This is a genomic window from Urbifossiella limnaea (genome assembly GCF_007747215.1).
Classification (GTDB): Bacteria; Planctomycetota; Planctomycetia; order Gemmatales; family Gemmataceae; genus Urbifossiella; species Urbifossiella limnaea.
Genome location: NZ_CP036273.1, coordinates 4,715,018 through 4,738,733 on the forward strand (window position 1 = coordinate 4,715,018; position 23,716 = coordinate 4,738,733).

Annotated in this window: 19 protein-coding genes; 3 read left to right on the plus strand and 16 right to left on the minus strand. The window is 70.8% G+C overall.

Features of this window, described 5'->3' with window-relative positions; all coding sequences use genetic code 11:
- The first annotated feature begins 2 nt into the window (after window positions 1-2).
- Together ETAA1_RS19320 and ETAA1_RS19325 are read left to right on the plus strand one after the other, a co-directional pair.
- Complete coding sequence (locus ETAA1_RS19320) at window positions 3-464, plus strand: chemotaxis protein CheX (RefSeq protein WP_145241324.1); 462 nt, start codon at window positions 3-5, stop codon at window positions 462-464.
- 2 nt (window positions 465-466) lie between these two features.
- A complete protein-coding gene (locus tag ETAA1_RS19325; protein ID WP_145241326.1) occupies window positions 467-2,026 on the plus strand; it encodes a protein kinase domain-containing protein in 1,560 nt (519 codons plus the stop codon).
- A 324-nt stretch (window positions 2,027-2,350) separates the two neighbouring features.
- On the opposite strand, the gene glgX is transcribed toward ETAA1_RS19325, so the two are convergent.
- The gene (glgX, locus tag ETAA1_RS19330; protein WP_145241328.1) at window positions 2,351-4,399 is read right to left on the minus strand and encodes a glycogen debranching protein GlgX; all 2,049 of its coding nucleotides are present in this window, start codon (window positions 4,397-4,399) and stop codon (window positions 2,351-2,353) included.
- Window positions 4,400-4,632: 233 nt separating this feature from the next.
- Between glgX and ETAA1_RS19335 the strand changes: the two genes are divergently transcribed.
- A complete protein-coding gene (locus ETAA1_RS19335; RefSeq protein WP_145241330.1) occupies window positions 4,633-5,907 on the plus strand; it encodes a cation:proton antiporter in 1,275 nt (424 codons plus the stop codon).
- Window positions 5,908-5,923: 16 nt separating this feature from the next.
- Here the strand turns inward: ETAA1_RS19335 and ETAA1_RS19340 are convergent, their stop codons facing one another.
- The 15 genes from ETAA1_RS19340 to ETAA1_RS19410 form a co-directional block, all read right to left on the minus strand.
- Window positions 5,924-7,219 carry an HlyD family secretion protein gene (locus ETAA1_RS19340; protein WP_145241332.1) on the minus strand — a complete coding sequence of 432 codons (1,296 nt, stop codon included), beginning with the start codon at window positions 7,217-7,219 and terminating at the stop codon, window positions 5,924-5,926.
- A gap of 30 nt (window positions 7,220-7,249) precedes the next feature.
- Window positions 7,250-7,573 carry a DUF3302 domain-containing protein gene (locus tag ETAA1_RS19345; RefSeq protein WP_145241334.1) on the minus strand — a complete coding sequence of 108 codons (324 nt, stop codon included), beginning with the start codon at window positions 7,571-7,573 and terminating at the stop codon, window positions 7,250-7,252.
- A 51-nt stretch (window positions 7,574-7,624) separates the two neighbouring features.
- On the minus strand, window positions 7,625-8,407 hold the full coding sequence (locus ETAA1_RS19350; RefSeq protein ID WP_145241336.1) for a bestrophin-like domain: 783 nt from the start codon (window positions 8,405-8,407) through the stop codon (window positions 7,625-7,627).
- Window positions 8,408-8,427: 20 nt separating this feature from the next.
- Entirely contained in the window at window positions 8,428-11,154 is a 2,727-nt protein-coding gene (locus tag ETAA1_RS32990; protein WP_145241338.1) for an MGH1-like glycoside hydrolase domain-containing protein, read from the minus strand.
- Between the two features lie 21 nt (window positions 11,155-11,175).
- A complete protein-coding gene (locus ETAA1_RS19360; RefSeq protein ID WP_145241340.1) occupies window positions 11,176-11,769 on the minus strand; it encodes an HdeD family acid-resistance protein in 594 nt (197 codons plus the stop codon).
- 13 nt (window positions 11,770-11,782) lie between these two features.
- Window positions 11,783-11,989 carry a hypothetical protein gene (locus ETAA1_RS19365; protein ID WP_145241342.1) on the minus strand — a complete coding sequence of 69 codons (207 nt, stop codon included), beginning with the start codon at window positions 11,987-11,989 and terminating at the stop codon, window positions 11,783-11,785.
- Between the two features lie 67 nt (window positions 11,990-12,056).
- Entirely contained in the window at window positions 12,057-13,961 is a 1,905-nt protein-coding gene (locus ETAA1_RS19370; RefSeq protein ID WP_145241344.1) for an FG-GAP repeat domain-containing protein, read from the minus strand.
- A gap of 59 nt (window positions 13,962-14,020) precedes the next feature.
- A complete protein-coding gene (locus ETAA1_RS19375) occupies window positions 14,021-15,226 on the minus strand; it encodes a hypothetical protein (RefSeq protein WP_145241345.1) in 1,206 nt (401 codons plus the stop codon).
- A gap of 188 nt (window positions 15,227-15,414) precedes the next feature.
- Entirely contained in the window at window positions 15,415-16,389 is a 975-nt protein-coding gene (locus tag ETAA1_RS19380; protein ID WP_145241347.1) for a YybH family protein, read from the minus strand.
- Window positions 16,390-16,450: 61 nt separating this feature from the next.
- Window positions 16,451-17,356: a polyphosphate kinase 2 family protein gene (locus ETAA1_RS19385; RefSeq protein WP_145241349.1), complete on the minus strand. Its 906-nt coding sequence runs from the start codon at window positions 17,354-17,356 to the stop codon at window positions 16,451-16,453.
- 19 nt (window positions 17,357-17,375) lie between these two features.
- Entirely contained in the window at window positions 17,376-18,422 is a 1,047-nt protein-coding gene (locus ETAA1_RS19390; protein WP_145241351.1) for an iron-containing alcohol dehydrogenase family protein, read from the minus strand.
- Between the two features lies 1 nt (window position 18,423).
- Entirely contained in the window at window positions 18,424-19,074 is a 651-nt protein-coding gene (locus ETAA1_RS19395; protein ID WP_145241353.1) for an HAD-IB family phosphatase, read from the minus strand.
- Window positions 19,071-19,922 carry a bile acid:sodium symporter family protein gene (locus ETAA1_RS19400; RefSeq protein ID WP_145241355.1) on the minus strand — a complete coding sequence of 284 codons (852 nt, stop codon included), beginning with the start codon at window positions 19,920-19,922 and terminating at the stop codon, window positions 19,071-19,073. The genes ETAA1_RS19395 and ETAA1_RS19400 overlap by 4 nt, the downstream gene beginning before the upstream one ends.
- Before the next feature lie 2 nt (window positions 19,923-19,924).
- Complete coding sequence (locus ETAA1_RS19405; protein ID WP_202920262.1) at window positions 19,925-21,193, minus strand: DUF2254 domain-containing protein; 1,269 nt, start codon at window positions 21,191-21,193, stop codon at window positions 19,925-19,927.
- 11 nt (window positions 21,194-21,204) lie between these two features.
- Window positions 21,205-23,706: a glycogen/starch/alpha-glucan phosphorylase gene (locus ETAA1_RS19410; protein WP_145241358.1), complete on the minus strand. Its 2,502-nt coding sequence runs from the start codon at window positions 23,704-23,706 to the stop codon at window positions 21,205-21,207.
- Window positions 23,707-23,716 lie beyond the last annotated feature (10 nt).

A 23,716-nucleotide genomic window follows, 5' to 3' on the forward strand; every position in this document is an offset into this window, starting at 1 on the left:
GGGTGGACACGCGGGACGAGTTACTCGGTGCGTTCGACACCGGCGTCGTGACCTCACTGCGGGAGTTGGCCGGCGTCGAGGCGGTCCGGTGCGGCGGGTGTGTCGGCGACGCCGACGTCGCGGCGGCGCTCCGGTTGGACGTCGGAGCGGGGTGGTGGGCAGCCCTCGCGTTCCCGTACGCCACCGCCGCCGCGCTCGCGCGCCGGGTGCTGGCGGGTGTCGCGGACGAGCCGGATGCCGCGTTGGTCCGCGACTGCGTGGCCGAGTTCCTGAACGTGGCGGCCGGGCAGGCCAAAACCCTACTCTATGGCACGCCGCACCACTTCACGTTCGCCACCCCGACCACGCCGCCTGACACGGCCGCCGGGGACGGGGTCGGATTCGAATCCGAGTGCGGCACGTTCCTCCTGTACCTGTTCCCGGCGGCCGCAACTGCAGCGCCGACCATCTGCCAGGGGGCCTGACGATGACCAGAGCGACCCGTGGAGTGGTTTCCGCCGCCGAGTTCGCACAGCGCGTTACCCTCAGTGGACTACTCGACCCGGCCGACATCCCCCCGGCTGCCGACGGCGCGACGGCCGCGCGTATGCTCGTCGAGGCCGGGAAGCTGACCGCCTTCCAGGCCGAAGCGATCCTCGGCGAGCGGTTCGAGGAGTTGCGGATCGGGAACTACGAGGTTCTCGACCGACTCGGGGCCGGCGGGATGGGTGCGGTGTTCAAGGCCCGGCACCGACGGATGAAGCGCGTCGTCGCCCTCAAGGTGCTGTCCCGCGAGGGCGCGCGCTCGGGCACGCTGGCCGAGCGGTTCCAGCGCGAGGTGGAGACGCTCGCCCGGCTCGCCCACCCCAACATCGTGATGGCTTACGACGCCGACGAGGCGGAGGCCGGGCCTTTCCTGGTGATGGAACTCGTGACCGGCCGCGACCTGGCCTCCGAGGTCGCCGACCGCGGGCCGCTCCCGGTCGAGGACGCAGTCGACCGCATCCTTCAGGCCTCCCGCGGGCTCGAGTACGCCCACGCCCAGGGGATCGTTCACCGGGACATCAAGCCGGGGAACATCCTCCGCGATACCGAGGGGCTTGTGAAGGTGGCCGACCTCGGGCTGGCCCGGTTGAACGAGCCCGCCAATCCGGCCGCGAACCTGTCACTGACCCAGGCCGGCACGGTCGTCGGCACGGCCGAGTACATGCCGCCCGAACAGGCCGTCGATTCTGGTGAGGTAGACCACCGGGCGGACGTGTACAGCCTCGGCTGCACGCTGTTCTTCCTGCTGACCGGCCGGGCACCGTACCAGGCTGCTTCGATCATGTCGATGTTCTTGAAGCACCGTGACGAGCCGGTGCCGAGCGTCCGTGCCCTACGGCCGGCGGTGCCGGCCGAGCTCGACGCCGTGTTCCAGCGGATGGCCGCGAAGGCGCCCGCCGACCGCTACCAGTCGATGACGGAGGTGGCTGCGGCACTGGAACGAGTCCGGGCGAACCTCTCGCCGGCCAACGTTGGGACTGGTGAGTGGTCGGCGATGCCGCCTGCGTCGGCCGTGCCTCCCGGCAAGACCCGCGTCATCGACCGAAACTCCCCCGCGGGGTCCAGCGAGTCGACTGGGGAGTTCGCGCTGTCACCACCGTCCACCGCCACGGCCGCGCCGGCGAGCGGCGTCGCAGGACGAACCGTCGTGCTGGCGGAGCCGTCGCGGACGCAGGCCGGGATCATCCGCCGCTACCTCCAGCAACTCGGCGCCGCGAACGTGCACGCGGCCGAGTCGGGGGCCGAGGCACTCGCGCTCGCGAAACGCGAGGGAGCGGCAGTGGTCGTTTCGTCGATGCACCTGAAAGACATGACCGGGGCACAACTCGCGACCGCGTTACTGGCTGACCCCTCGTGCGCCGGAGTCGGGTTCGTGTTGGCGACCAGTGAGGCCGACGGCCAAGCCCCCGGCGCCGTCCCCACCAGCCCGCGAGTCGTGGTGATGCCGAAGCCCTTCGACGCCGAGCGCCTCGCCCGATCGGTCGCCGCCGTCGTACGCTAACGGTTGCGCGTCGCTCGCCCCTGGCCCCAGCCACCCGGAGCGGCACCCCGGCGTTGCGAGAACGCTCCCGGCCGAGTCGAAGGCGGTCGCCGACACACCCCTGGAAGCGGGTGGTGCCGTGATTCAAGGGCGAGTGCTGGATCGGCCATCAGGCCACCCTGCCCCCGTGTCATCCGAGGGCGCTCAGCCCTTGGCAGCTTCTCGCGCTTGGCCCTCGACGCACTCGGTAGAATCCGAGCGCGGCTGAGCGTGCTCGGCGCGAGGGCCGGGCTCGGGGGAGCGAGCCCGTCTCGTAGGGACTACCCCCTTGTCGTGCCGCTGCGGCTACCGCGTCTCCGCGAAGAGCATGACGACCGACCGCGCGCCGGCCCGGTAGCTCACGCCCGGTATTGCGGGCGCCGCGGTCCACTCGCAGATATCGTCCGGCGACGGCAACGCGGTGTCGATCCAGCGCCGCCATCCCCTCCCACCCGGCAACTCGAACTCGAGCGGCTCCCAGTAGCCGTTCAGGATCATGTGGAACGTCAGCCCCTCGCCCGGGAGCTCGCCCCCGAACGCGATGCTGCGGGAGTTCTCGCCCCAGTCGGGCTGGTTCAGTCGCGTCCCGTGCCAGGCCTTGTTCGCCCGGGCGATCAGTTCCGTGAGGCTCAGCCGCTGCTCCTCGTGCCACACGTCCCGGAGTACCCGGCGGGCGAGCAGCAGTTTCACGAACCGGTGGACGTCGGCGTGCTTCTGCACCAACGCCCAGTCGAACCAGTTGGCCTCGGTGTCGTGGCAGTAGAAGTTGTTGTTCCCGCCCTGCGTTCGCCGCACCTCGTCGCCCATCAGGATCATCGGCAGCCCGATCGACATCAGCGTGGTGGCGTGAGCGTTCTTAACCTGCCGGTTCCGCATCGCCTCCACCGCGGGGTCGTCGGTCGGGCCTTCGGCGCCGCAGTTCCAGCTCCGGTTGTCGTTCGCCCCGTCGCGGTTTTGCTCCCCGTTGGCCTCGTTGTGCTTCTCGTTGTAACTCACGAGGTCGTTGAGCGTGAACCCGTCGTGGCAGGTCACGAAGTTGACGCTCTGCTCGGCCTCGCGCCCCTTGTGGCCGTACACCTCGTGGCTGCCGAGCATCCGGTCGGCGAACCGCCCGACCGAGCCGGGGGCGCCGCGGAGGAAGTCGCGCGCGTCGTCGCGGAACCGGCCGTTCCACTCCTTCCAGGCGTCGCCGACGAAGCTCCCCACCTGGTACAACCCGGCCGCGTCCCACGCCTCGGCGATCAGCTTTATCCCGGCCAGCGCCGGGTCCGACTCGATGTCCCACAGCACAGGCGCGTTCGGCAGCGGGCGGCCGTCCGGGGCGCGGGACAGGATCGACGCGAGGTCGAACCGGAACCCGTCCACGTGCATCTCGGTCACCCAGTAGCGCAGGCTGTCCACAATCAGCCGGCGGGCGACCGGGTGGTTGGCGTTGAACGTGTTGCCGCACCCGGAGTAGTCGGCGTACCGGCTCCCGCCCTGTTCGAGCATGTAGTACGTCGGGTTGTCGATCCCCTTGTACGAGAGCGTGGGGCCGTCGTGGTTCCCCTCGGCGGTGTGGTTGAACACCACGTCGAGGATCACCTCGATGCCGGCCCGGTGGAGCGCCTTGACCATGTCGCGGAACTCGTCCACCGCGCCGAGCGGGTCGCGGCGGGAGCTGTACTGCGGGTGCGGCGAGAAGTAGTTGACCGACTGGTAGCCCCAGTAGTTAACGAGCCCGGCCGGGCAGGCGAACGGGTCGAAGGCGTGGACCGGCAGCAACTCGACCGCGGTAACGCCGAGGTCGCGCAGGTAGTCCACCTTCTCGGCCAGCCCGACGTACGTCCCGCGGACGGCGTCCTTCAGCCCCGAGTTCGGGTGGCGGGTAAAGCCGCGGACGTGCATCTCGTAGACGACGGTCCGAGCCGACGGTCGGCGGAGCGGGGCGTCGCCCTCCCAGTCGTAAGCGCCGCTGTCCACGACGACACTCTTCATCGCGGTCGCGGCGTTGTCGCCGGGGCGGCGGGCCGGCTCCGGGGAGTACCCGGGCGGGATGACGACGCCGCGGCCGTAGGGGTCGAGGAGAACCTTCTCGGGGTCGAACCGCAGCCCCCGGTCGGGGTCAACCGGCCCGCGCACCCGGTAGCCGTAGAGCTGTCCGGCCTTCACCCCCGGGACGAACGTGTGCCAGTAGTGGTAGGTGCGGTTCGAGACGGGGTCGAGGGGCACGACGCGGGCCGCGGCGCCGTCCTCGCGGTCGAACAGGAGCAGGTCCACGCCGCCCGCGGTGCGCGAAAACAGGCTGAAGTTGCAGCCGCCGTCGGCGACGGTCGCGCCGAGGGGGGCGGGTTGACCGGTGATCGTGGGGTTCATCGCGGCTCCCTGTCGGGTTGGTTCGGATGCGCGTCACCCGCCCGGTTCAGGCGAACCTGGCGAACGTATCGAAAAGTGCTTCCCTGCCGGTCTCCCGTGCGGATACTTCCGCGTGAGCCGCCGGCCGCACTTGCCTATTTTCCTTCGCCGTGCCTTGATGGAGGTAACACGTCCCGCCCGCGGGGTGCCGTGACCACCCGTCTCCGATAACCCCTGCAGCGGGGCTCGCACTCATGTTCGACACCATTCTCGCACAGGCCCACAGCCTGCCGCCGCTGGCCCGGTTCTCGGTGGCGATGCTAATCCTCTTCACCGTCCCGCCGCTGTGCCGCCGCGCGCGCGTCCCTGGCGTGGTCGGGCTGCTGGTGGCCGGGGTACTGATCGGGCCGCACGGTCTTGAGGTCGCCCCCAAGCACGGGGAGGTCGCCAACTTCTTCGCCGAGCTCGGCAAGCTCCTGCTCATGTTCTTCGCCGGGCTGGAGATCGACCTCGTCATGTTCAACCGGTCGCGGAACCGGTCGCTCGGGTTCGGCGCGCTCACGTTCACCCTGCCGCTCGCTGGCGGCTTCCTGGTCGGGTTCTGGGCCGGGTACCCGTGGGTCGGCGCCCTGCTCATCGGGTCCCTGCTGGCGTCCCACACGCTGATCGCGTTCCCGATCGTGGAGAAGCTCGGCCGCGTGCGGAACGAGGCGGTCACGGTGACCATCGGCGCGACCGTGTTCACCGACGTCGCCGCCCTGCTCGTTCTCGCGGTGTGCATCCCGATCCACGCCTCGGGGTTCTCCCCGGAGTCGTTCGCGATCCAGTTGCTCCAGCTCGCCGTCTACGTCCCCGCCGTGGTCCTCGGGCTGGGGTGGGTCAGCCGCAAACTATTTGCCTACAAGCCGGCCAAGGAGGGGCAGTTCGCCCTGATGCTGCTGATGGTCGCGGTGGCGGCGGTCGCGGCCGAGGCGATCCACCTGGAGGGGATCATCGGCGCCTTCCTGGCCGGACTGGCCGTGAACACCGCGACCCGGAACAGCGAGGCCAAGCACGAACTGGAGTTCATCGGGAACCACCTGTTCATCCCGGTCTTCTTCCTGACGATCGGGTTCCTGATCGACCTGAAAGCGTTCGCCGACACCCTCGTATCCAACTTCTGGCTCGTCTTCGGGATCGTCGGCGGGCTGATCGGGTCGAAGTTCGTCGCCGCCGAGATCGCCCGCCGCATGTACAGCTACACCCGCGACGAGGGGCTGACGATGTGGTCGCTCTCGCTCCCGCAGGTCGCCGCGACCCTTGCGGCCGCGCTGGTCGCGTACGACACGAAGAACGCGGCCGGCGAGCGACTGATCGACGAGCCGGTGCTGAACTCGGTGATCGTGCTGCTCGTCGTCACCTCCGTTCTCGGTCCGGTTCTCACCGAGCGGTTCGCCCGGCGGCTGCCGCCCCCGGGCGGCGGGGTCGAGCCGGCAGCCCCGCCGACCGCGACGGTGGTGGCCGTCGGGGAGCACCACAGCTTGGTGTGACCCGGGCATCCCGGGGTCAGAAGACGAAGTTCTCCCAGCTGTGAATCCGCAGGATGATCTTCCGCAGGATCGACAGGGCGTGCGCCCGCTCGGTGTAGATCGCCACGCTCGCCGCGGCCCCGACCGGCAGGTTCAGGTTCGACACGTCCTCGGCGTAGTCGAAGACCACCGGCACGTACCCCGGCGCGGTCACCGGCGTGCCGGTGACCATCTGCCCGCCGGTGTCCAGCTCGCCCTCGCGGATCGCCGTCAGCGTCCGCCGCACCTTCACCTTGAACGACCGCCCCGGGTACGCGTCGAACACGGCCTCCGCATCGAGACCCGGCTTGATGTCCGACAGCACCCGCTGGTGGAAGCTGGCGACGAGAAGCGGCTTCTCCCCGGTCACGAAGGCCAGCAGCGGCTTGACGCCCAGGGCGGTGGCCATCTGCCCGGGGCGGAGGAGCTTCTGCGGGACGTACCCGTCTGACGGGGCGCGGACCACCGTCTGCTCCAAGTCCCACCGCGCCCGCTCCAGCAGCGCCGTCGTCTCGCGCACCTCGGGGTTCTGGCCGTCTACCTGGGTGGTGAACTCGGTCCGCACCTTCCTCTCGGCCGCTTCGGCCGCGGCCAGCGCCTGCCGAACCGACTCCAGGCTGGCACTGCCGCCTCGCAGCTTCTCGGCCGCGAGGCGCTCGTTCGCCTCGGCCTGACTGTGCTCCTGTTGCGTAGTCTTGAAATTCGCCTCGGCCCGGTCGAACTCCCCTTGGCTCATCGCCGCTTGCGCGAGCGAGTTCTTGGCTCGACCGAACTGTGCCGTCGCGAGTTCGAGCCGTTCCTTCAGCTCGACCACCTTGCTCTTGGCGCCGTCGTGCTCCTCGCGCAGCTGCCGGTCGTAGGACGACTCGGACGCCAGCAGCGTGGCACGGGCCTGCCGCGTCGTCGCCTCCGCGGCGGCAAGCTGCTCGGCGAGCTGTGCGAACTTGCTGTTCTTGACGGCCAAGGAGGCCCGCAGCCGGTCGACCTCGATCTGGAACGGCTTGGCGTCGAGCTTGAAGAGCACGTCGCCCTGCTTGAGCGGCTGGTTCGCCTCGAACGGCACCTCCACGACGACGCCGCGGACCTGCGAGACGACCTGGACGACCGGCGCGTACAGCCGGCCGTCGTGACTGACCGGGTGGAAGATCGACAGGGCGACGAACAACACCCCGAGGATCGACGCCCCGATCAGCATGGCCGTGCAGACCGTGTACGTCGTCACGGGGAGGAGCTTGTACTTCTTGAAGATCAGCCAGCAAATGAGGGCGTAGACCCCGACGAGTGATTCGACCACGGCGTGCCTCGGGTGCGGGGTGTGCGGGGGTTACTTGGGGTCGGCGTCCGGGTTGCGGAGCCGCTCCTCGAGGACGGCCAGGCGCCGGGCCAGTTCGTCGGTCGTACCCCCAGCGGAGACCAGCGTGAGGTGGGGCTGCCCCTTCTTGTGCGACACCGCCCAGATGAACACGATCGGCCACATGGCGTGGAGGGTGATCAGGCTCAGCCAGCAGGCGACGTGGATCGCCTCCACGTGGGGGTGGTCCCGCCCCTCGGCGATCTTGTGCGGCAGGTCGTGAATATAAATGAACAGGTAAAAGACTGCCGTCAGACTCAACAGGAGCAGGGCAAGGGCCAGATAATCCAGGAACACGAGTCGGTCTCCGGTCGGTACGTCAAGCTTACGTCGCGGGCCGCCGCGGCGCTAGTGTGCGTCCGCCCGCATTCCGGCTTGCAGGTCAAGCATAGGCTGCTGGCCGATCGTCAGGAACCCCTGTTGCGGGCGATCCATATCGGCGATCATGAATAGCACCCCGGAGAACGCCAGCACCAGTGCCAGCATGGCCGGCGACCGCCGGGTGGCCGCGATGCCCGCCTGGTAGCCGACGGCGGCCATCGCCAGGGCACCCACGGCCAGGAGCCCACCCCAGATGCTCGTCGGGATGCGGTTCCGTACCCCGACCTGGACGCGGACGGCGTGTATGTCGATCACCTGGTTCAGTGAGCTGACGTACAGCGCTGTTATCGGCCCAGGCTGCCGCTCCGCCCCGAGCAAGGCCTGCGCCCACAGCTTCCGCTGGAGTTCGTCCGTGCGGGCGAGCCCCTCGGGGAGCCGCCCGTCCTGAACCATCGCCAGCCGCACGTCCACGTATTCCCGCAGCAGCCGGGCACTCTCGCCCCGCACCGGCTCCGGGAGGAGCCCGGCCCGCAAGTACGTCGTGCCGATGGCGTTCGCCTCGTCCAGTACGGCCTGGCGGCGGGCCTCGAACCAGTTGGCCGCGAGGCCGAACGTGAACGCCAGCACGAACGCGAACAGGGCGAGGATCGACCCGACCATCGCGCCGACCGGCGCTTCCTTTTCCTCGATGGTCTGGGAGAGTCGGTACCTGCCGAGCCGGTACCCGCCTTCAACGGCCAGGGCCGCACCGGCGACCACGGCGAGGAACAGCAGCCCCAGCGGCAGGGTATCGAGCAGCGCGGCACCCATCAGACTCTCCGGTAGATGCCTCATCTGGCCCCGGCGGCGGCCGGGGGGCCGGTGCGGGCGGCGGCCTGGAAGTAGCTCATCTTCCCCGCGCCGCGGAGTTGCTCGGCGTCGGCGGTCGCAAACAGGTGCATCACCCGGGCGACCACCCCGGTCCAGCCGGTCTGGTGGCTGGCCCCGAGCCCGGCCCCGTTGTCGCCGTGGAAGTACTCGTAGAAGAGGATCAGGTCGCGCCAGTGCGGGTCGGCCTGGAACGCCTCCGCCCCGCCGTACACCGGCCGCTTCCCGTCCGCGCCGCGGAGGAACGTCGCCGCCAGCCGCCGGCCGATCTCCTCGGACACCTGGTACAGCGTCATCCGCCGGCCCGAGCCGGTCGGGCACTCGACCGTGAAGGCGTCGCCGTAGTAGGAGTAGTACTGGAGCAGCGCCCGAATGATGAGGACGTTTACCGGCATCCACACCGGCCCGCGCCAGTTCGAGTTCCCGCCGAACATCCCGGTGTCCGACTCGGCCGGAAGGTACCCGACGCGGTACTCGCGCCCCCCGGCGTGCATCACGAACGGGTGCGCCTCGTGCTCCTTCGACAGCGACCGGATGCCGTACGGGCCGAGGAACTCGTCCTCGTCCAGCATCCGCTCCAGCACCCGGCGGAGCTTCGCCTCGTCGAGGACGGACGTGAGCCGCCGGCCAGTTGGGCCGACAGCCCGCGGGTCGTGGATGGCCGCGCACAGTTCCGGCCGCTGGTCCAGGAACCGCCCCACCCGCTCGGCGATCTCGGGGTACGAGGCGAGTAGCTTCCCGTCGAATACGGTGGCCGCGCACAGCGGCAGCAGCCCGACCATCGACCGCACCTTGAGCCGCTCGGCCCGGCCGTCCGGGTGGCGGAGTACGTCGTAGAAGAAGCCGTCTTCCTCGTCCCACATCCCGGTGTCGCCGCCGACGTGCGTCATGGACGACGCGATCCACAGGAAGTGCTGGAAGAACTTGAGCGCCATGTCGGCGTAGTCGGCGTCGGTCATCGCCAGCTCGGCCGCGATCTGGAGCATGTTCTGGCAGAACAGCGCCATCCACGCGGTGCCGTCGGCCTGCTCCAGGTAGCCGCCGGTCGGCAGCGGCGAGCTGCGGTCGAACACGCCGATGTTGTCCAGCCCCAGGAACCCGCCCTCGAACACGTTCTTCCCGGACCGGTCCTTGCGGTTCACCCACCAGGTGAAGTTCAGCAGCAGCTTCTGGAAGCTCGCCTTAAGCCACTCGCGGTCGCCCTCGCCGGTGCGGCCCTTGTCCAGCAGGTAAGTGAAGATCGTGGACCAGGCGTGGACCGGCGGGTTCACGTCGCCGAAGTTCCACTCGTAGGCCGGGATCTGCCCGTTCGGGTGCATGTACCGCTCGCGGAGCATGAGCGACAACTGCTGCTTGCCGAAGTCGGGGTCCACGAGGGTGAGGGCGAGGACGTGGAACGCCAGGTCCCACGCCGCGTACCACGGGTACTCCCACTTGTCCGGCATCGAGATGACGTCGCCGTTGTACATGTGGTGCCAGTGGTCGTTCCGCGGCGACTGCTTGCGCGACGGCTTGAACGGGTCGCTCCCCCGCTCCTCCAGCCACTGGTCCACGTCGTAGTGGTAGAACTGCTTGCTCCACAGCATCCCGGCCAGCGCCTGCCGCATCACGTTCGCCCCGTCCGGCCCCACGGCCGCGGGGATGATCGTCGCGTAGAACTCGTCCGCCTCTTTGGCGCGTGCAGCGAACACGGCGTCGAACGCGGCCCCGAACGGCGCGGCCGGGGGCGCGTCGGTCAGCCGCAGTCGCACGACGCGGCTTTCGCCCGGGGGCACGGTCAGCTGATAGTGGGCGGCCACCTTCGTCCCCACGCCCGCGGGGTTCACCGTGCCGGCCCGGCCGTGGACGACGTGGTCGTTGATGCCGTCCTTGACGAACGGGGTGAGGTTCGGGACGCCGAACACGCGCTCGGTGTTGGTCTCGTTCTCGGTGAACAGCAGCGGCACGTCGCCGTCGATGGACAGGAACCGCTCCCCGAGCTTCGGGTGGGTGGCGCGCACGGCCGGCCGGGCCGCCGGGCCGGGCACCCGCTGAAGGGCCGGCCGTTCCGGCCCGGTGTGCCACGACCACTCGTTGCGGAACCACAGGGTCGGGAGGACGTGCAGCCCGGCCGCCTCGGGGGCGCGGTTGTGGACGGTGATGCGGACGAGCAGGTCGTCCGGCGCCGCCTTGGCGTACTCGACGAACACGTCGAAGTAGCGGTCCTCGGCGAACACGCCGGTGTCGAGGAGTTCGTACTCGTACTCGGTCCGGGAGCGGGCCTTGCTGGTATCGACCAAGTTCGCGTACGGGAACGCGGCCTGGGGGTACTTGTAGAGGTACTTCATGTACGAGTGCGTCGGCGTGCTGTCGAGGTAGAAGTAGTACTCCTTCACGTCCTCGCCGTGGTTCCCCTCGCTGTTCGTGAGGCCGAACAGCCGTTCCTTCAGGATCGGGTCCTTCCCGTTCCACAGGGCCAGCGCGAAGCACAAGCGCTGGCGGTCGTCGGATACGCCGGCGAGGCCGTCCTCGCCCCAGCGGTAGGCGCGGCTGCGCGCGTGATCGTGGGAGAAGTACGCCCAGGCGTCGCCGCCGTCGCTGTAGTCCTCGCGCACCGTCCCCCACTGGCGCTCGCTGAGGTACGGCCCCCAGCGGCGCCACGGGGTGTCCTTGTCGCGGGCCTCGTCGAGCCGGGCGTGTTCGGCGGTCATGGCAGGCGAAGTCCCAGGAGGTTAAGGTTTCGGGGACGTGGTGGCGGCCTTCACGGCCAGCCCGAGCATGACCCACGACCAGCCGGCGAAGGCCAGGTCGATGCCGGCGAACGTGCCGATCACCCACAGGCTCGCCTCCGGCCAGTCGCGCCAAATCATCACCCCCAGGGCGATGCTGACGAGCCCACTGACGACGGTCCAGCCGCGGCCGTGGTAGCGGTGCGTTGCCGCGAACAGCACCCGGGCCGCGCCGCCGACCAGGAGCATGACGGCAATCACCAGCGTCAGCACGGCCGCGGCCCGCAGCGGGTGCTCGACCATGATGCCGCCGACGAGGATGTGCAACACGCCGACCAGCGCCGAGACGAAGAACCCCTGCCACGTCCGGGCGACGAACGCGCCAATGATCTGGACGGTGCCGGCGGCAAGGAGCAAGGCTCCGATGACGATCACGGTGGTGAGCGTCGCCAGGAGGCTGAAGGCGACGGCACCGATGCCCGCCGCTGTGACGACGGCGCCGAGAGCGACGATCCAGCCCCAGTTCGAGCCGAGTCGGTGCAGCTCCTCGGCGTGCGGCGGGTGCCCGTGGGGGGGGGCGTCGGTCGTGTGACTCATGTCGCTCTCCGGGTCAGTAGGGTAGGCCGAGTAGGCCCCGGTAGTGCCCGGGGACGGGCTCCAGGTCCGAGTCGTCCGCAGGCTCGAACGGCCGGCGGTCCCGCCAGGGGTTGTCGGTGTGCGGCAGGAGCCAGAACTCGCCGGCCCCGTCGCGTACGACCCACTGCCCGCCCGCGCGGTCCGCGTACACCGCCACCGCGTGCGTCCGTTCCGTGAGCATCTTCGCCCCTCCTGTGTACCTCCGAGCCGTCCCCGGAGTCGTTCGTCCTGATACCGGCGTGCCGGGGTCACCCGACGTACGCGCCCCCAAGGAAGCTCGAGTCGAACACCAGGAAGCGGTGGTAGGGCGCCGGCGTGCCGGACGGGGTGATGGTGGTCCCGAGGTAGGTGGTCACCACCGCCTGCCCCCCGGCCCCGGCCCCGGCCACGATGTCCGCCCGCTGGTCGCCGTCGATGTTCTTGACCGCCACCGGCACCCCGCCGCGGTTGTTGGTGTCGCCGGCGAAGAAGTTGCAGATCACCGTCTGGGCGCCGTTCTGCTGGGTCAGGCCGAACCCGGACAGCCCGTACACCCGCGGGCCGCCGCCCGGGCCGCCGCCGCCGATCAGGTCGCCGTACCCGTCCCCGTCCACGTCCCCGACGGCCACGTACGCGCCGTTGCGGAGTTCCTGCTCGAACAGGAAGAAGTCGTTGATGAGCTTGGTCGGAGTGCCCCCCGGGCGGAGCGACTTGCCGTCGAAGACCGCCACCCGCGGGCCGCCGCCGAACCCGGCCGCCACCACCAGGTCCACGTTCCCGTCGTTGTTCAGGTCGCCGACCGCGGTGCGGGCGCCGCCGCGGAAGCTGGCGTCGTCGATCCCGAGGAAGTCGGCGATGATCGTCCGGTCCTTCCCGCTGACGATCCGCACCCGCGGCCCGCCCCCCTCGTCCGGGGTCACGACCAGGTCCGGGACCCCGTCCTTGTTGACGTCGCCGACCGAGACGAACACGCCGCCGAGGAACGAGGTCTCGAACGCGTACCCGCTGGCGATAAGCGACGTGTCCGGGCTGGTGGGGAAGTTGGCCCCGCTGTAGACCTTGATCTCGGCCGCCGTGCCCGGCCCGGGGCCGACGATGATGTCCTCGACGCCGTCCAGGTTGACGTCGGCGGTCGCCACCCGGACCCCGCCGGTGAACCCCGCCCCGCCGGCGTAGCTCGGGTACGGGTTGAACGCGGCGAGTTGGGTGAACGAGGCGGCGGCGTTGACGGTGAACTGCGTCGGCCCGCCGGCCCCGCTCCCGACGGCGAGCAGCGCCGTACCCGGGGCGATCGGGGCCGGGGCGGCGATCGGCGGCGGCGGGGCGGCCGGCGGCGGCGGGCTGGTGCTCTGGAGCTTCCACCCGATGTCCGTCATCGCGGCCAGGTCCAGGGTGGTCGGGGCGATCCGCTCCCCGTCCTCCAGGTTCGCGTCCATCAACGTCCGCTGGCCCTGGGAGAGGGTGTCCTCAGCCCACACGTAGTTGGGCTCGCCGTCGTCGCCGGTCACCAGCGGGACCGGGGCGCCGCCGTTCACGGCGACCGCCTGGGGGCCGAAGAACTGGCCGCCCGAGGCAATGCGGCTCCACGCCTCGCTCTCGCCGAACCCGAGGATGTGGAACAGCGCCTTCTGGGTGGCCATGTAGAGGTCGTACTCGGTCGACCCGCCGGGGGGGTCGATGCCGAAGTGCCAGTTCGCGATCAGGTCGTAGGTGATCGACCCGCCCCACGGGCTGTGGTCGGTTGCCCCGGCGCCGTAGCTGTTCGCCTGCCCGCGGCCAAACACCTGATCGTACCAGATCGGGGAGCCGGTCGCCACCCGCTCGCTCGACTCCTCGGTCAGCTCGCCGAGGAGGTCGCGGGCCCCGACGAACACCACGATCGTGTTCGCCGGGACGATCAGGTTGGTGACCTCCTCCTGGTCGAGTGCGCTCGGGTCGTCGAACCGGGCGGTCCACGTGTCGCCCGGGGCGGTCGGGAACGGAATGGCGTTCAGGGTGTCGGTGAACCGGGCCCCGAGGTCGGCCGCGGCCGCCTGGATGGTGGCGATGCGGTCGGGGTTGTTGGTGAAGAACCCGGTGGCGTCGAACCGGAAGTCGTAAAGGACGTTGATGGCCGGGACCACCCGGTCTTCGAGCCAGGTAACGGTGGGGCGATAGGCGTTGCGGGGAGTCATGGTGAGCCTCACGGTGAGTGGTCGGGGGCGGCCGGCGCCGGGGCGCCGGCCGCGGGGGGTTACTTCTTGTCGGCCGCCGGCGCCTCGCCGGGCGGCTGCTCGATGCGGACGAGCGTGAACTGCTTGGAGTTGTCCGCGGCGTAGTGGACGAGCATCGTCGTCTCGTCGCGGGTCAGGTTGGCAATGCCGGCCTCGTAGACCGGCGACTTGGTGTCGCCGACGGTCCACGCGGCCCGCTGCGTCTTCTGGTCCACCGACCCGTACACCGGGTCGGTCTTGTCGGTGAGCGCGTTGTAGTAGTTGCCGCGGATCACCCCGGCCTTGCTGACCGCGAGCTGGAACAGGTTCGTGGACTTCGTCTCCCCCTCGCCGACCATGGCGAACACCCCGAGCGGCTGGAAGTCGTCGGCGTTCGGCTCGACCTTGGCGTCGCGGCCGGCCTGCGCGAACTGGGCCGCGCCCTGGTAGTAGTCCGCGGCCGGGTACTCTTGTTCGCCGTTGAAGACGACCTGGTCGCCGGTGTACACGACGGTCTCGCCGTAGTCGTAGTAGATGGGCTCGGCCGGGTAGCTGCAGTACGACGACACCGCCCCCCACGCCGGGGCCGACCAGATGCGCGCGGCCGTCCATCCGGCGGCGACCCACGCTCCGGGGTAGCGGGCGTACCAGTTGGGGGTGAAGGCAGAATAGTAGCCGAAGTTCGACCGCACCACACCGCCTGTACCGGCGAGGTTTGTGCGGGAGGCGTAATACGTGCCGCCTGTACCGCGTGCGACGGTTGTGCGGCCCGCGGCGGCCCCGTACGGGCCGACGGCCGCCGCACCGCGGGTGCCGCCGGCGACAGTGCCGCCCGGCCCGGTCGCCGTGCCGACCCGGCCGCCGGCCGCTGCCGCGCCTTGCGGGCCGATTGCGACTCCGCCGTGATACGCCGAGCCGAACGACCCGCCGGGGCCGCTCCCGGTGGTCACCCCGGTCCGGCCCCCGACCGCGTTCCCGCCGGGTCCGGCGATGCCTCCCGCGGTGCCGACCTTGTTCACCTCCCGGCCGCCGGCCGTGGTCACTTGAGCCGCCCCAACGCCCCGGCCGGCGCTCACCCCGCCGGGCGTCGTTCCGCCGCGAGCGGCCCCGGCGTAGTCGATCGTCCCCCCCCGCTGAGTCGTGTACGACCCGCTGCCGGTCCCCGCGCTGCGGGTGCCGCCGGCGGGGCCGACGACCGTGCCACCGGAGCGCGTGCCGGCCCCGGCGCCGCTGTACGTGCCGGCCACTGCGCCGCCCCCAACGCGTGCGCCGCCGCCGCCGCCGACTGCCCCGCCGCGGGCCCCGCCGCCCCCGCCCCCGCGGCCGCCCCGCTGGGCCGAGGACTCGTCCGACGCCGCGAGCAGAACTGCGGCCGCCACCCCGAATGCCAGTGATGTCCGTCGCATGGTTCGTCCTACAGGTGTGGTGGGGGTGGTCACTGCTTCGCCTTCACGCGGGTGACCTTCACCGGCACCAGGTCCGGAAGCGCCTCGCCGTCGAGCGCCCGCTGTACCGGGTGCCACAGGAACGAGTCGGCGTCGATCGGCGTGAGGAGGTTCGTGGCCGTCAGCACATGGCCGTCGGCGGTCGTGCCGCGGGCGGCGAACACCCACTTCTTCCCGTCGCGCGTCACCTCGATGTCGCCGACGCCGCCGTTGTCCTCGAACGTCCACACGCGCAGCGTGTTGGTGCCCGGGTCGCGGCCGATCATCTGAACGCCGCCGACGGACTTGCCGTCGTGCGCGACCGAGAAATGGCAGCGGATGAACGACTTGTTCGCCGTCCACTCGTAGCGCGTGGTGACGGTCGTGCCGGGCTGCTTCGTCTCCCAGGTGCCGATGAGGAACTCGAGGTCGCGGAGCGAGAGGCCGTCGCCGCCCCACTCGCGGAGGATGGCGACGAGCCATTTGCCGTCCTCGCGGGCGTACAGGATGCTGCCGCGGCTGACGACCAGTTCCCCCTTCGCGCGGCGGACCTTGAAGTGTGCGTCGACGACGGCCGTGTCGCGGGACGGGAACCGCACGGCGTCGATCTCCACCTCCACGGTGGCGCCGGGGTTCTTGGTGAAGAACTCGGCGTAGTCCTTCTCCAGTGCCGCGCGGCCGCGAACGGTGGTGCCGTCGTCGTCGGCGTACTCGCCCTCGGCGGTGAACAGGGCGGCCACGGCCTTGGCGTCGCCCTTGCCGAAACTCGCGGCGAGCGAGGCCACGGCGGCCTTGACGCCGCCCTGGTCCGCCGGCCGATCCGCTGCGGGTTGTGCCGCGGACACGGCGGCGGGCTGCGCGGCCGCGGCGGCCGTGACGGGCGGCTGGCCGGCCGCTTCGTGTCGGCCGCCGGCGACCACGGCCGCGAGGCCGAGCGCGGCGACGGCCGTGATGGCGACACGGCGCCGCGTGGGGGTCGGGATCATGGTGCGTCTCCTCGGTTAGGGCGAATCCGTTCGGTGCGTGCGGCCACGTTCGCGGCGGGGGTCACTCCTCGGCGTTCAGAGCGGCGCGCGCCGCGTCGAGCCGCTTGCGCTCGTCGTCGGTCAACTCCGGGACGCGCAGGTCCAGCCCGCGGATCGCGGTCGTCACCACGTCGGCGACCACGGCGCGCGTCACCCACTTGTGGTCCGCGGGGACGACGTGCCACGGCGCTTCCGGCGTGCTCGTCGCCCCGATGGCGTCCTCGTAGGCGGCCATGTAGTCGTCCCAGTAGCCGCGCTCGGCGAGGTCGGACGGGGAGAACTTCCAGTTCTTTTCCGGCCGGTCGAGCCGCTCCAGGAACCGCCGCTTCTGCTCGTCCTTCGACACGTTCAGGAAGAACTTCAGCACCACCGTGCCGTTGCGCACGAGGTGCCGCTCGAAGGCGTTGATGTCCTCGTACCGCTTCTTCCAGAACGCCTTCCCGAACGTCTCCTTCTTCCGCGGCAGCTGCCGGCCGATCAGCTCGGGATGGACCTTCACCACCAGCACGTCCTCGTAGTAAGAGCGGTTGAAGATGCCGATCCGGCCGCGCTCCGGGAGGCAGCGCTGGTAGCGCCACAGAAACGTGTGATCGAGCTCCTCGGCCGACGGCTTCTTGAAGCTGTACACCTGGCAGCCCTGCGGGTTGACGCCGCTCATGACGTGCTTGATGGTGCCGTCCTTTCCCGCCGCGTCCATCGCCTGGAAGACGACCAGGACGGCGTGGCGGTCGTCCGCGTACAGGAGGTCCTGCGCCTGAGCGAGGTCGGCCAGGTTCGCGTCGAGAATCGCCTTCGCCTTCTCCTTCAGCGCGTCCTTGCCCAACTCCTCGAACTCGTCTGTCTGCTTCCAGCCGGGGTTGCAGTCCTTCAGCCGGAACTTCTTCCCCGGCTTGACGCGGAGCAGGTCGATGATGTCGGGGCGAATCATGTGCGGTCCTCGGTCGCGGTTAGCGGAAGCACCGGGCAAGCCGGGCGTCGTCCGTCAGGTGCCGGTCCACCTCCGGGAGCACGTCCCGGGCGGACAGCACGGTGTAGAAATTCGCCTTCACCGCCGGACCGGCGCGGACCGCGGCCAGCCACTCGGCCCGCGAGAACGGGTCGGCGGCGATCGCGTCCCAGAACCCGGTGGCGTCGAACAGCGCGGCGATCTGGTCGGCGTGGGTCCCCTGCACCAGCGCCATCAGGTACGTCGCCACGCCGACCTGCAAGCCGTGCAGCCGCGGCCGCGCCGAACTCGCGTCGAGGGCGTGCGAGATCAGGTGTTCGCTGCCGCTCGCCGGCCGCGACGACCCGCACACCTCCATCGCCACGCCGTTCATCAGCAGCGCCGTCGCCAGCAGCCGCACCCCCTCCGCGTCGAGCGCCGGGTGGCTGAGGACGGCGTGGACCGAGCCGTCGGACATCAGCGCGGCGAAGTCGTCCACCGGCTCGCCGACGGCGTGGAACGCCAGCTTCCAGTCGGCGATGGCGGTGAACTTCGCCACCAAGTCGCCGACCCCGGAGAGGGTGAGCAGCCGCGGGGCGTCGCGGCACACGGCCGTGTCCACGACCACGCCGAACGGCAGCGCGGCCGGCAGCGACCGCCGCTTGCCCCGCACCGTCAGGCTGGACTGCGGGCTACAGAACCCGTCGTTCGACAGCGACGTGGGCACCGCGTAGTACGGCAGCCGGCCGAGGAACCCGACGTACTTGGCAACGTCGAGCGCCTTTCCGCCGCCGACCCCGACCACGGCCGACGCCTTCGGCAGGTCGGCGAACAGTCGCGCCGCCGACTCCACGTCGTTGTCCGCCACCTCGACCCACGCCGCCGCCTCGACGCCGTGCCCGGCCAGCGCCGCGGCCGCGCGATCCGGCAGCGGCGCCGACAGCCCCTTGCTCACCAGCACCGCCACCCGCTTGTGCCCGCCGCGCGACAGGTACAGGCCGAGGCGATCGAGCGCCCCGTCCTTCACACGGACGAGCGTCGGGATGGCGATCTGCGTCGGCCGCTGCATGTCAGCCCCCCCGCGGGACGAGGACGCGGGCGATGTCAGACCACACCTCGAACGGGTGGAACGGCAGCCCCTCGCGGGTCAGAACGTCGGCCAGGTCGGCGCGGGCGAAGCGAAGCCCGTCGGGTACCAGCCGCGCCGCCTCAGAGTCCGGGAAGCCGTCGCCGGCGAAGGCGACGGTCCGCCCCGCGGCCAGGTGGTCGCGCACGACGCGGGCCTTGTCCACGCCGAGGTTCTCGCAGTAGTACGGCGAGCCGACCGGCTTCTCCATCAGCACCCCCGCGCCGGCCTCGAACCGCCCGGGGTTGGCATGAACCTCCACGGAGACCTCTGCCGCGGCCAGCAACCGGCCAATGTACCACCCGCACCCGGCCGAGGTGACCACGACCACCCACCCGGCTTCGGCCAGCGTCGTGACGGCGGCCTTCAACCCCGGGTCGAGTTCCATCCGGTCCACGACCGCCAGCACCTCGGCCTCCGGGGCGCGGATGGCGGCGAAGTACCGCCGCAGCGCCTCGAAGTGGGTGATCTCGCCGGCCCGGTACGCGGCCCACTGGTCGGGCACGTCCGGCGGCAACAGGTCCGCCAGCGCCAGCTTGTAGAAGTCGTGGCGCGTCATCGTTCCGTCGAAGTCGCTGACCAGGACGCGGGTCATTGGCCCACCTCCGCCGCCGGACGTGCCCACACCCGCGCGGCGGGGAGCAGCACGGCCAGACCGGCGAACGTCGCGACGAGGAGCATCACCACGACCCCCGGGTCGGTGAAGTTCTGGGTGGCGATCACCAGCGCCGCGGCCACGTTCCGCTGCCCGGTCCCCACGCCGAGGACGGCACGCGTCTCGCGGGCCGGCCCACCGAGGGCGTACCCTGCGAGCGCCGCCCCCGCCACGAACGCCATCGCGGTCAACGTCGCGCCGCTGCCGAAGGTGCCGAGCATCGGCCCGGCGTTCAGCCCGGCGAGCAGCAGCACGGCGGAGACCATGAACACCGTGGCGACCCGCTCGACGACCGGCCGCACGAGCGCCGCCTTCGCCGGCGTCCACCGCCGCACCGCCATCCCGGCCGCGATCGGCAGGAGCATGGTGAGCAACAGCGGCCGGAGGAGCGGCCACGGGTCGGCCTCCACGCCCGGGATCATCAGTGGCAGCGCGAGCGGTAGGAACGCCACACTCCCCACCATCAGCAGCAGCATCAGCCCGACCGCGAACGCCGCGTCCCCCCGCGCCGCGGCGGCGAGCCGCGGCAGAAACGGCGCGCCGGCCGCCCCGCCGAGGAGAATCAACCCGGCCGCGTGCGCCTCGACCAGCGGCACGACCCGCGTCAGCCCGTATGCGACAGCCGGGGCGATCACGAAGTTCGCCACCAGCGACCCCGCCACGAGCCGGCCGCGCCGCAGCGGGGCGACCACGGCGGCGGTCGTGAGCCCGAGCCCGGCCCCGGCCATGCTGGCGACCACGAACACCAAGACGGCCAGCCGCGCGACGGTGTCTAGAGCCTCGCCCACGGTCAGCCCTCCGACCCGCCGACGCCCTGCTGGTCGCCGACGGCCGCGCGCCGCCGGTCGGTGTCGTCCTGGAAGCCGCGCTCGACCGCCCGGCCGAGCAGCACCAGTTCCTCCCGCAGCGGCGCGTGCCGGGCCGCGGGCAGTTCGCCGATCAGGTGATCGAGCAGCGCCCGAAGCCGGCGGTCCACCTGGATGCTGCCGCCGCCGTAGTGCCGCACCTCGCTCACCGCCAGAGTCACGAAGTCCGGCCAGTCCGGGGTGCCGTACACCACCCGCACCGCTCCGGCGGCGTCGCGGACGAGACCCTCGTCGAGCCGCCGGCGGCCGACGAGCAGGAGCAGGCTGGCGATCTGGTCCAGCGCCATCACCGCCGTCGTCGGGTCGTTGACGGCGGGCGACAGCGCGCGGGCCGCCACGTCCACCAGGATGCGAAACGCGAACCGCGGGTCCTGCTCCAGCGTCCGCTCGGGCCCGACCGCGACGCACCCCCGCACCGCGGCCTCGTCTGCCGGCTTCCCCCCGACCACCCGTACTAGCGGGTCGCCGGGGGCGACGAAGTCCCCCACCTGCGGCACCAGTTCAACGACCGAGTCGGCATCTCGCGCGGCACGAGACAGGCCGGCGGCGTCGAACGCCAGCACCGACCCGGACCGGCCGGCGTACTCGACAACCCGTACGGGGCCGGCCGGCAGCGTCGCCCGGGTCGGCCCCTCGGGGCGGGCCGGGTCGTAGGCGGTCGGGTACACCTCATCGATCACCGCGCGCCCGCGGTCGGCGACCAGCTGCATCATGGTGCTCGGCCGGAGCGCCCCCGACAGCTCTTGCACGAACACGAAGAACAGCACGATGCACAGCAGGTTCAGCACCACGGCCACGCCGACGTGCAGGTCCGGCACCGCCGTCTCGACGCGGGACAGAGCCGCCAGTGTGTACACGAGCGTGAACGTGAACGCGGCGAGCGTTACCTTGACGAGCCGCATGGCGAACACGAGGGCGATCACCCGCGGGGTGAGCTGGCCGGCGGCGAGCTGCACCACGATGAGCACCGACGACAGCACGAACACGAGGAACGTGAGCATCGACCCGGCGAGCGCCCCGAGCACGGCCCGCGCCCCGTCGGTGGTGAAGCCGAACACCCGCCACCCGGTGGCCGCGTCGAGCGCGCGGACGGCCGGGTTCGCGACCAGCGCCGCGGCGAGGGCGGTGACGGCCCACGGCACCAGCGAGGTGCGGACGGTCAGCCGTAGCCGGTAGCGCTGCTCCCACGTCACAGCGGCTCTCGTTACGCCGGCCGGCACGGGCCGGCCCTCCACACGTCGCGGCAGTACTCGAAGATCGTCCGGTCGCTCGAGAACTTCCCCGACCGGGCCACGTTGTGGACCGCCTTCTTCGCCCAGGCGTCGCGGTCGGCGTACAGCGCCATCACGCCCCGCTGCGTCTCCACGTACTCCGTCAGGTCGGCGAGGTGCATGTAGTAGTCGCCCTTCCCCAGCAGCGTCTCGCGGATCGCCTCGAACGCCCCCGGCTCGTCCGGGCAGAAGTGGTTGTCGAAGATCAGGTTCAGCGCAGCCCGCGTCTCGGGCTCATTTTCGTAGTGCCATTGCGGGTTGTACCAGCCGCGGCCGCCGAGCACCTGGTCGGCGGTCAGGCCGAACATGAACACGTTCTCCTGCCCCGCCTCCTCGGCGATCTCGATGTTCGCGCCGTCCCGGGTACCCACCGTCAGCGCCCCGTTCATCATGAACTTCATGTTGCTCGTGCCGCTTGCTTCGTACCCTGCGGTCGAGATCTGCTCCGACAGGTCGGCCGCGGGGATCAGGTGCTCGGCGAGGGTGCAGGAGTAGTTCGGCAGGAACTCGACCCGCAACTTACCCCTGGTGGCGGGGTCGGCGTTGACCACCTTCCCGATGGCGGCCACGAGCTTGATGATGACCTTCGCCAGGTGGTACGCCGGAGCCGCCTTGCCGGCGAACAGCACCGTCCGGGGCGGCACCGCGAGTGACGGGTTCGCGCGCAGCCGGTTGTACCAGACGACGACCTGAATCGCGTTCAGCAACTGCCGCTTGTACTCGTGGATGCGTTTGATCTGCACGTCGAACAGCGTGTCGGGGTCGACGGCGATCCCCGCGGTCGCCTTCAGCCAATCCACGAAGCGCAGTTTCGCCGCCCGCTTGGCGACAAGGAACTTCGCGCGAAACGCGGGGTCGTCGGCCAACCCGTCAGCCTTCCGCAGGTGCGCCAGGTTTGTCACCCACTCGGGGCCGACGGCGTCCGTCAGCAACGCGGCGAGGTCGGGGTTGGCGAGCAACAGCCAGCGCCGCGGGGTGACGCCGTTGGTCTTGTTGTTGAACCGCTCGGGGAACACTTCTGCGAAATCGGGTACGGTCGCCGTCCGGAGCAACTCCGAGTGGATCGCGGCGACGCCGTTGGTGCTGTGGGTGCCGACGATGGCCAGGTTCGCCATCCGCACCTTCCGCGCCCCGCCCTCTTCGATGAGGCTCACCCGCGCCAGCCGGCCCTCGTCGCCGGGGTGCTTCGCGGCCACGTCGCCGAGGAAGCGGCGGTTGATCTCGTAGACCAGTTCCAGGTGCCGCGGCAGGAGCGCTTCGAACAGCTCGACCGGCCACTTCTCCAGCGCTTCCGGCAACAGGGTGTGGTTCGTGTACGCCAGCGTGCGGACGGTGAGGTCCCAAGCCTGATCCCAGCCGAGGCCCGCCTCGTCGAGCAGGATGCGCAACAACTCCGGGACGGCCATCGCGGGGTGGGTGTCGTTCAGCTGGATCGCCACCTTGTCGGGCAGAGCCGCCCAGTCGTTGCCACGGCGGCGGAAGCGCTTCACGATGTCGTCGAGCGAGCAGCGGACGAGGAAGTACTCCTGGAGGAACCGCAGCGAGCGGCCGCGGGCGGTCGAGTCGTCGGGGTACAGGACGCGCGTGACGGACTCGGCCAGCACCCGGTCGCCGACCGCGCCGAAGAAGTCGCCGCCGCTGAACTCGCCGAAGTCGAAGACGTTCGGGGACGCGGCGCGCCACAGCCGGAGGGTGTTGATCGTCCGCCCGCCGTACCCCACGACCGGCCGGTCGTAGGGGACGCCGAGTATGTTCATCGGCTGGGCGTGTTTGACGCGGACGTCGCCGTGGCGGACCTCGAACGTACATCCGACGGGGACCGTGACCTGCTCGCCGGGGCGGGCGACCTCCCACGGGTCCGGTTCCGTCAGCCACGGGTCCGGTTGCTCGACCTGATTCCCGTCGCGGAGCTCCTGGCGGAAGATGCCGAAGTCGTACCGCAGGCCGTAGCCGACGGCGGGCACGTCGAGGGTGGCGAGGGAGTCGATGCAGCACGCGGCGAGGCGACCGAGGCCGCCGTTGCCGAGGCCGGCGTCCGGCTCCTCCTCGATCAGCCGTGCCAGGCTCACCCCCTTCGACTTTTCGAACCACGCGCCGAGCGGCGACAGCAGCAGGTTGGCGACGTTGTTCGCCAGCGACCGGCCGATCAGGAACTCCATCGACAGGTAGTAGACCTGCTTCGGGTTCGCCGTGTCGTGGCGGCGCGAGGTCTCGACCCAGCGCTGGGCGAGTACGTCGCGGACGGCCGCGGACAGCGCCTCGAACTGCTCGCGCGGCGTCGCCGTGGCCGGCTCGATGACGTGGTCGAACACGAGCCGCCGCTCGTACAGGGCGTCGTTCGCACCGGAGAACGGGACCGACCCGCACCCGTACTCCTGGAGGATTTCCAAGGGACCTTTCGCCGAGGGCGCGGCCGCCGGCTTCGCCTTCCCCATCGCCGTTCCT

Excerpts from the sequence above, each read along its gene's own strand:
- ETAA1_RS19325 (WP_145241326.1), top strand. The coding sequence starts at position 467 with ATGACCAGAGCGACCCGTGGAGTGGTTTCCGCCGCCGAGTTCGCACAG.
- glgX (WP_145241328.1), bottom strand. The coding sequence starts at position 4,399 with ATGAACCCCACGATCACCGGTCAACCCGCCCCCCTCGGCGCGACCGTC.
- ETAA1_RS19335 (WP_145241330.1), top strand. The coding sequence starts at position 4,633 with ATGTTCGACACCATTCTCGCACAGGCCCACAGCCTGCCGCCGCTGGCC.
- ETAA1_RS19350 (WP_145241336.1), bottom strand. The coding sequence starts at position 8,407 with ATGGGTGCCGCGCTGCTCGATACCCTGCCGCTGGGGCTGCTGTTCCTC.
- ETAA1_RS32990 (WP_145241338.1), bottom strand. The coding sequence starts at position 11,154 with ATGACCGCCGAACACGCCCGGCTCGACGAGGCCCGCGACAAGGACACC.
- ETAA1_RS19360 (WP_145241340.1), bottom strand. The coding sequence starts at position 11,769 with ATGAGTCACACGACCGACGCCCCCCCCCACGGGCACCCGCCGCACGCC.
- ETAA1_RS19365 (WP_145241342.1), bottom strand. The coding sequence starts at position 11,989 with ATGCTCACGGAACGGACGCACGCGGTGGCGGTGTACGCGGACCGCGCG.
- ETAA1_RS19370 (WP_145241344.1), bottom strand. The coding sequence starts at position 13,961 with ATGACTCCCCGCAACGCCTATCGCCCCACCGTTACCTGGCTCGAAGAC.
- ETAA1_RS19380 (WP_145241347.1), bottom strand. The coding sequence starts at position 16,389 with ATGATCCCGACCCCCACGCGGCGCCGTGTCGCCATCACGGCCGTCGCC.
- ETAA1_RS19385 (WP_145241349.1), bottom strand. The coding sequence starts at position 17,356 with ATGATTCGCCCCGACATCATCGACCTGCTCCGCGTCAAGCCGGGGAAG.
- ETAA1_RS19390 (WP_145241351.1), bottom strand. The coding sequence starts at position 18,422 with ATGCAGCGGCCGACGCAGATCGCCATCCCGACGCTCGTCCGTGTGAAG.
- ETAA1_RS19395 (WP_145241353.1), bottom strand. The coding sequence starts at position 19,074 with ATGACCCGCGTCCTGGTCAGCGACTTCGACGGAACGATGACGCGCCAC.
- ETAA1_RS19410 (WP_145241358.1), bottom strand. The coding sequence starts at position 23,706 with ATGGGGAAGGCGAAGCCGGCGGCCGCGCCCTCGGCGAAAGGTCCCTTG.